The organism is Moraxella sp. CTOTU47724 (genome assembly GCF_032014955.1).
GTDB lineage: Bacteria > Pseudomonadota > Gammaproteobacteria > Pseudomonadales > Moraxellaceae > Faucicola > Faucicola tetraodonis.
Genome location: NZ_DALZSV010000054.1, coordinates 1 through 5,669 on the forward strand (window position 1 = coordinate 1; position 5,669 = coordinate 5,669).

Sequence of the window (5,669 nt, forward strand, 5' to 3'; positions counted from 1 at the left end):
TTATCAAAATTTCCTCATTATGTCCTTTTGTATATTAAATGTTCAACACAACCTACTACAATGTAGTATGTGAGATTATTTATGTTTACCATTGTCGAAACGCCTTTATATATAAAAATGGTTGATAGTCTATTAACTAAAGAAGAACAGGGCGAACGCCATACCATGATTAGCTAAAATCCTAATATTGGTGATGTCGTTCCAAAAAGTGGCGGTGTTCGAAAGGTGCGTTTTGCTAGGCAAGGTGGTGGTAAAAGCGGTGGTGTTAGAGTGATTTATTATAATCGCTTAGAAAACGGTAAAATCTTTATGCTATTGGTTTATGGAAAATATTCCTGCTCATATACTAAAAGACTTGGTAAAGGAGCCTATCTCAGCAGATAGAGCCGCTTCAGTAAGTTGTTTGATGAGTGGTGCTAAAACGCCATCACTGCCTGTGATGGGTTTGCCTGATTGAATGGCTTTTAAGGCTTCGTTGAAGTCAAAGTTTTGCATGGTGTCATTCCTTCTATTGTGAATAGTTTAGTGAAATGACACAGTTTTTTGAACACTACCTTATCTACTGCCACATTTCTATTGAATCTCCCTAATAACTTTTCCCTCTATTAATTTTGTAAAATCAGAATTTTTGCATGAATTAATAAAACCAAAATAATCTATCTCAGGTAATTGATTATCTACATAAGCAAATTTTAGATTAGGGGAAATAGTAATTGCTTCTTGTAGTATTTTTTCTGTTTTATTATAGTCTATCACTAATCCAATAATTAAGAATTTTCCACTAGGATAAACTGCTATTAACTGTTTAGCGAAGGAGTTATCCGTTAAAGTTTCAAAATATAAATTATAATCATAATTATAATTATTATCTAAAAATTCTAAAAATTCAATTAGATTGGTAGATGTATAGATTGGGTTGTCAGAATAAGCAGGATATATAAATTCTTCTTCTAGCACTTTCCATTCTTTCAAATAGTGAGTTAAAAAATTAAGTATATTTCTACTACTTCTTTCTTCGATTAATAAATAAACTTCTACTTCGTTATAAGATTTTCTCATTATTTATATATCCTTTTTTAGAGATAGTCTAAAAAGTAAACCCAAAAAAATTGTTCTCCCTAAACTCTTTAAGGGTGCTAATTTCTCTATACTCCAACAAATTCACCAGAAATAAAATTTAGTATCCTACTTATTGAACCGCCACCCATTATTATTATTTATTATGCTCATAATAGGCTAGGAATGTTAAATTATAGAAAGCTTCTAATGATAATGATTTCAATTAAATATAATTTATATCAAAAACAATTATTAGTTAAGGTTTATTTAAACCAGAACTAATAAATTTTCCATCCAAGGTTTCATAGTAATAATAATTTTTACCATTAATATTAGCTTCATAAAAGTTTACTTTAGTACTTACTGAATTATAGGGTTTGTTTACTACTCCTGTAAATGTACCATTTTTCCTAACGTTTCCTACAGCAGCATTAAATTGTTGTCTTAAAGACTCAGCATTTTTTGCTGACCAGTTAGGTAATCCAAACTCAGAAGCATGTCGACTATATGAATGTTGAAAGGCTTTCTTCTCAGCAGCAGTCATATTAGCCCAACTTATTGTATGCCCTATACGTAAATTAGCAACAGCAGGGCGGTAATGGAACGTTTGGTTAACCAACTGGGGTACCGCTTTCGCCTCTTTAATAGCATTTTCCGCCGCTTTAACATTCTTATAAACACCAACTACTTCACGAGTGCCTTTAGCAACAACTGTAACCCCACCACCAGGTGAGATAATCATAATTGCATCAGCGACCATACCAGTTTTTGTATAAATCGGGTTATTTGTATCAACTACCTGATAACCATTTACCCAGTTACTGATAGGAACACCTAATCCCATCGACATAGAATTACTGATTGCCATTAGCCTATTATAAACATTCTCAGGTATAGGAGGTAAGCTAAACTGATTATTTTCTACAGCTGTTTTACCTGCTTCACTTGCATTTACAGCATTAGTCATATTACCAGTCGCAGCCCCCAAACCAAGTCCAGCAAGGCTTGTAATGCTACTTATGGTTTCTTTTTGCTCCGCTGTTAAATCTTTCGGCTGAACACCAGGATACAAATAATCAGCCACATACTTAGCTCCTTTCTCAGCCCCCATCGCAGACAACGCACCTGTGGTAACATCATTGCCCGTCGCTGCACTCAACGCAGCCGCTAATATACCATGTGCTAAAATATGCGGAGTAGAACCCTCACCATTTCGGTTGCCTCCATCAAGACCATTTAAAAAGTCATTGCCTTTAAAATACTGACCAATCTGATACGAAATCTCTGGAGCAACCGCTTTAGCCACATATCCTGTAGCCCCATTGGTATTAGGACCATAAATCGCCCCAGTGATACTATCAAAGAGCACCATATTTTGTTGTTGTTTATCCGCTTTAGCAATCAAGTCATCATAGGCTGCCTTATCCCCACGTTTTTCAGCTTCTTTGGCTTGATCCCTCAGTTTCTGCTCATCTTGAGCCATCTCCAACCGATAACTACGACGCTCCGTATCAAACGCCTGACTCACCGAAACCTGAGCATTAATCTGCTCGTTAACTTTATCCTTATCAAAGTTATTGGCAAGTGGTTTATTCAAATCACCCACAGTTGCCGTGGTCACCGCAGGCTTTCCTGCCATACCCGTGACCGCACCATACGTGGTACTGGTTTGGCTATCACCATCCTTACCATAACCAATGCCACTAATACCCGGTGGATTGATTTTTTGCGTGGTAGGATTCACTCCTGCCGACAAGCCAACATTAATACCATCGGCTCTATACTCACTGTGGTTTTGGATATCACTGGCTTCTAAGCCACCCTTAAACTGAGTTTTATTATCCTCAGGGGTTGCTGTGGTAAAATATGCCCCTTTAAAGCTACTCTTACCATCAACCACCACATCCGATTTTTGGTATTGTAAGCCTGTTTGTTCAGTCACTGCCGCATAATCAGCACCTGCGCGAGTACGACCGCCATTGATTGACAGACTTTGTGGTACACCATTAAAGCCAATATCGGCACTAAAGCCCGCATTGGTTTGTTTCCCCTCATACTTAGCGGTATCTTGACGGCTGGTGGCTTTAATGCCGCCACCGATATGACCGGTCATGTAGCCGCCTTTTTCCACCGCACCGTCTAGGATATAGTTGCCACCGACATTTTGATAGGTGATACCTGCGACATTGACATGACTATTGGTTTGGGTGGTGGTTTCACCATTACCATAACCTTTTGCCATATTGGCATTGGCAGTAAATCCAGCATTGCCTGTGGTATCGGCATACACCCCAATCCCAAAGCCACTGGACTTGTTATTGCTACGCTCATAGCCTTTGGTGGTCGCGGCTTGTTCAATCACATCGCCTTCGACGTTGTTGTACAAATCGCCATTAACGTTTAAGTCACTACCGGTAACCACAAAGTCGCTGTCTTTGCTTTTACCTTGGATATTAAGCACCAAGTTATTGGTATCAATGCTCGAGGCTTCGTTGTTGCCTGACAAGCTATCTTGATTCGATTTGCTCGATTGACTGCCAATGGTGGCTTGGATACGGGTGTTACCAATGCCTTTTAGGGTTTGTTCGGTGTCTTTTTTGATGGAGTGACCAGCTTTATCGACGGTCATGGGGTTCATGGCATCTTCAATCCCGTTTTTTAGGGTGCGTAGTTTGTTAAACCCTGCAACCCCTGCCATGACTTTCATTTGATCACTGTTGGTGGTTTCGCCGGCTTTAACGAGGCTGTTAATGCCTTGCGCTTGGTCAATTAAACTATTCGACACACTCACCGTTAAGCCAGTAGTTTTTTGGCTTTGGCTGTTATGCGATTCGGTCGTTGCTGTGGTATTGGTGACATTGGCTGATTTGGCATTAATCACCGTGGTACCGTAATTTAAGTCTTTGGGATTATCAGTGGTTTGGTTCTGTGCAAATACTTTGCTGCCGGTTTGTTGGTAATGATCACCTGCCGTTAAGACCGTATTGCCATTATAGCTACCGACGACACTACCGGTATGCGTCGTTGAGTCAGTACGGTTGTCATTGGCCGTTTTTTGGGTGCCTAAAGTAAAGCTTGCACCACCATTACCAAATAGTCCTGATTTTTTCTGGTTATGGCTGCTGCTTTGACTATAGCGGTTCTCTGCGGCATCAAGGGTAAGATTATTACCAGCATTAAGCGTGGTGCCGCTTTGGCTGATCGCATTGGTGGCGGTTAACTGGATGTCATTGCCCGCGTTTATAACCACACGATCGCCGGTGACATTGCCGCTAATCGCTTCATCACTGGTCGCACTGTTGCGATCTTGGGTGGTTTTACGGCTTAACAAGCTTTTTTCAGTGGTTTTAATAGCGGTTTCTAAATTACTGGTGGCACGTCCTTCTTTTAAGGCAATGTCTTTGTTAGCATCGAGATAGCTGCTGCCATCCTCACTGTGAATGGTCACTGCCGTACCGGTGATACTACCCCCTTTGGACTGAATATAAGTGCTGCCTTGGCTGGCGACCACGCTGCCAATATCCTGAGTTTGACCCACTTTGTAGTAGTTATTGCTATCACCAATGGCATTGGTTTGATAACCCGTATTCACCGCATTCAACGCCACATCACCTTGGGAAACCAAACGAGACGTACCGCCATGGTTGATGAGTTGACCGGCATTAAAGGTGGCGTTGCCACCCACATCAATGCTTAACGTGGTAAGGGGTCGACCGTTGTCATAGGTTTTACCTTTTAAGCCATCGCCCACATAGATTTGACCGATTTGGTCAATGCCGGTGCGCCAAGCATTGCTTTGACCCGCTTTACTTTCGGTATGATAAGTGGTGCTACTGTTATTTAGCTTGCCCCCCACATCGAGAGCCATGGCATTGTTAGCTTTTAAGGTAGCGCCTAGGTTGTTTAAATCGTTTTTGGTGTTAACTTGAACAAAGTTACCTTGGATTACCCCGCCGTTTTGGTTATTGAGGTTATTGGCACTGATACGTAAGCCATTATGGGCCACGATATTGCCTTGGTTGGTTAAATCACCGGTGAGCTGCATATCCATGTTGCGGGCGGCAATTAAACTACTGTCACCTTTTAAATCACCGACCTTTGAGCGAACATAGACTTTGGGTACCAATACCGTTTGTTTAGTACCATCCTTTAAGGTAATGGTTTGCTCAACCAGCCACACAATGTCCGTGGTCAGCTGTGCCATTTGTTCTGCGGTGAGGGCAATACCAGGGCGTAAGTTCATGGCTTTCGCCACAGTCACCCCATTGTCCATCAGTGCTTGATACATGGCATCATCAGTGGTGTAATCGCCTAGGAAGCGACGACCGGTTAACGCCATGACTTGGTCACGAATCAAGCCTTGTTCATAGTAGCCATCGCCCAATCGCTTGTGCATGTTGCTTGGATCTAAGCCAAGACGCTGCATCATGTAGTCTGATGATAGCCATTTTTTATAGTTGGCGAAGGCTGGGTCGGTTTCAATTAGGTAACCATTGGGGTTATTGGGATCGATGTTGTATAGGCTACTGCTAGGCAGGGTAGGGGTATTGCCAGTGGCACGTACTTCTTCGGTATATTGTGACTTGATGCTACTATTTAAGCTGTCAATT

The 5,669-nt window shown here is 41.4% G+C and carries 2 protein-coding genes and 1 pseudogene; all 3 read right to left on the minus strand.

Annotated features, from left to right (window positions below; all coding sequences use genetic code 11):
• Positions 1-369: 369 nt before the first annotated feature.
• Positions 370-495: pseudogene (locus RTR63_RS09690) on the minus strand (IS256 family transposase); the annotation flags it as partial.
• Between the two features lie 78 nt (positions 496-573).
• Positions 574-1,059, minus strand: a complete 486-nt coding sequence (locus RTR63_RS09695; RefSeq protein WP_312523964.1) for a hypothetical protein — start codon at positions 1,057-1,059, stop codon at positions 574-576.
• A gap of 256 nt (positions 1,060-1,315) precedes the next feature.
• The coding region (locus RTR63_RS09700; protein ID WP_312523966.1) for a hemagglutinin repeat-containing protein at positions 1,316-5,669 on the minus strand (4,354 nt) is incomplete at its 5' end.